This window comes from Polaromonas sp. (assembly GCF_031411155.1).
Classification (GTDB): domain Bacteria; phylum Pseudomonadota; class Gammaproteobacteria; order Burkholderiales; family Burkholderiaceae_C; genus Polaromonas.
In genome coordinates, this window is sequence record NZ_JANOAL010000328.1 from 1 (window position 1) to 3030 (window position 3030).

The following is a 3030-nucleotide window of genomic DNA, read 5'->3' on the forward strand; positions in this document are numbered from 1 at the left end:
ATGTTGCCGACATGGGCCGCCGTGGCCAGCGCCTGCGCGCGTGAGTCGATGCGGGTCTGGATGCCGAGCGTGAGGCCGTAACCGAGCGCGTTGATCTGCGCCATCACCGCTTCCGGCGTTTTCAGGGCGCCGCTGCCCCAGCGCACGATTTGCAGCACCGGGCCAAAGATCTCGTCCTTCACCTCGGCCAGGCTGGCCACTTCAAAGGCCGCCGGCAGCATGCTGTTTGCTATCAAATCAGTAGCTGTTTGCGCACGTTCCGTATGGACTAGCAGTGGTTTTGATGCCAAACCAAGGCGTTTGACGTGATTCTGGAGGTTGTCAAAGGCTTCGCGGTCAATCACCGGGCCGACATCGGTCGCCAGTTCGGCCGGGTTGCCCAGCACCAGTTCCTGGGCCGCGCCCGCTATCATTTCAATCACCCCGTCGGCAATGCCCTCGTGCACGCACAGCAGGCGCAGTGCCGAACAGCGCTGGCCGGCCGAACGAAACGCGCTTTGCACCACCGCGTCGGCCACCTGTTCGGGCAGCGCGGTGCTGTCGACCAGCATGGCGTTGATGCCGCCGGTCTCGGCAATCAGCGGCACGATGGGGCCGTCCTTGGCGGCCAGCGCGCGGTTGATGAGCTTGGCGACCTGGGTCGAGCCGGTGAACACCACGCCGGCCACGCCAGACGCCGCCACCAGCGCCGCGCCCACGGTGTCGCCGGGGCCGTGCATCAGCTGCAGCGCGTCCTCGGGTACGCCGGCCGCATGCAGCAGCCTGACGGCCTCCAGCGCCACGCCGGGCGTCTGCTCGGCCGGATTGGCGGCAACGGCATTGCCGGTGCTCAACGCGGCGGCGACCTGTCCCATGAAAATCGCCTGCGGGAAGTTCCAGGGGCTGATGCAGACCCAGACGCCGCGCGCCACCAGCCGCAGCTCGTTGGTTTCACCGGTCGGGCCGGGCAGCGCGATCGGCGCCATGATGCGCTCGGCCTCATTGGCGTAGTAGCGCAGGAAGTCCACCGCCTCGCGCACTTCCGACACCGCGTCGCCCCAGGTCTTGAAGGCTTCCTTGACCAGCAGCGCGCAGAATTTCGGCATCTGCTGCTCCAGCGCGTCGGCGCCGCGGCGCAAGGTGGCGGCGCGCTCGGCCACCGCCACCTTGCTCCACTTTTGATAGCTCGCGGTGCCCGCTGCGATGGCGCTGGCGGCCTGTCTGGCATCGAATTCGGGCACCGCCGGCACTGACACTGTCTGCAGCGCGGCCAGCAGCGGCGCGCGCATGCTGTGCACCGTCAAATCGAGGCCGCGGCTGTTGGGGCGGCCCGGGCCGTACAGGTCTATCGGCAGCGGCAGCGAAGGCTGGGCCTGCAGCCGCAGCGGCGAGGTCAGCAGCTCGCCCATGCCGACCGACTCGTCGGCCAGCTGGTGCACAAAGGACGAATTGGCGCCGTTCTCGAGCAGGCGCCGCACCAGGTAGGCCAGCAGGTCGCGGTGCGCACCGACCGGGGCGTAAACCCGGCAATTGATCAGCGGGTTCTTCAGCACCTCGCGAAACACGCCTTCGCCCATGCCGTGCAGGCGCTGCAGCTCGAACCCACCGCCGGTGCGCGAAGCCATCTGCATGATGGCGGCGATGGTGCCGGCGTTGTGCCCGGCAAACTGCGGGTAAATCGCGTCGGGCGCGGCCAGCAGCGCCTGGGCGCAGGCCAGGTAGGCGACGTCGGTGTGGTGCTTGTGGGTAAACACCGGGTAGTGCGGCAGGCCCAGCTCCTGGGCGCGCTTGATTTCCGAGTCCCAGTAGGCGCCCTTGACCAGGCGGCACATCAGGCGCAGCTGGTATTTGCGGCCAATCGCGGTGATGTGCTCGATCAGCTCCAGCGCGCGCGTCTGGTAGGCCTGCATCGCCAGGCCAAAGCCCTGCCACTGCGGGTGATTCGCCGCCACCAGCGAGGCCAGCTCTTCAAACACGTCGAGCGAGAGTTCGAGCCGGTCGACCTCCTCGGCGTCGATCGTCAGGTTGATGTTGGCCTGGGCCGCCAGCACGCACAGGCCCCAGACGCGCGGCACCAGCTCGGCCATGACGCGCTCGCGCTGCGCGTCCTCGTAGCGCGGGTGCAGCGCGCTCAATTTGATGGAAATACCGTCATTTTGCTCGGTAGCCCCGTCTTTACGTGCATTCTTAGCTATCGATTTAATAGCATTGGTGTAGCTGGCGAGGTAGCCCAGCGCGTCGGCGTCGGTGCGCGCGCCCTCGCCCAGCATGTCGTAGCTGAAGCGCAGATTCGGGATTTTCCGGCGTGCATCGTCGGCCTCGTGCATCGCGTCGCCAATCGTCTGGCCCAGCACAAACTGGCGTCCCAGCAGCTGCACCGCGCGCAGCGTGGCGGCCACCACCGAACGCGCGCCCAGCTTGCTCATCAGCGAGGCCTGGCCGCCTTCGGGCAGAAACTTCTTGGACAGGCCAATCGCCGAGGCCGACAGCCGCGCCATCACGCCACTGCCATCGCCGGCGCTGTCAAAATCGGCGCGGCCGAGCTGGTCGGCGGTCAGGGCAATCGCGGTTTCGGCATCGGGCACGCGCAGCAGGGCTTCGGCCAGCCGCATCAGCGCCAGGCCCTCGGCGCTGGAGATCGGGTATTCCTTGAGCAGGCTTTCCATGGCCCAGAACGGCGGCGGATTCTCGCGCACGGCGTTGACCCAGGGCTGGGCCGACTGCGCGGCGGCGGCCCAGTCCAGCGCCCCGCCCAGGCGTTGCAGCAGGCTGGCGACGGTATCGGCTTCGGGACGGTAGGGAAAAGGCAGGCGCGGGGAGGCGAACATGAAGAACTCCAACAAACTGAACATTCGGGGCGAGCCAGGCGGATTCCCGGCTCAGACAGCGATGTTCCGCGGAATAACGGTGAATTTCCCGCTGAATTTTGCCTTTTCACCGGATAATTCACTAGCCATGTTCGAACCCTCCCCCGATATTGACCGCATCGACCTGAAAATCCTGAATGTTCTGCAGCAGGATGGCCGCATTTCCAACCTCAAGCTGGCCGAC

General features: G+C 66.7%; 2 protein-coding genes. One reads left to right on the forward strand and one right to left on the reverse strand.

The window, feature by feature from the left end:
• Positions 1 to 2807 (reverse strand): proline dehydrogenase family protein (locus RMO23_RS19050; protein WP_309684626.1); only part of this gene is annotated, 2807 nt, incomplete at its 3' end.
• Between RMO23_RS19050 and RMO23_RS19055 the strand changes: the two genes are divergently transcribed.
• On the forward strand, positions 2806 to 3030 hold a 225-nt coding region (locus tag RMO23_RS19055; protein ID WP_309684628.1), incomplete at its 3' end, for an AsnC family protein. The genes RMO23_RS19050 and RMO23_RS19055 overlap by 2 nt on opposite strands.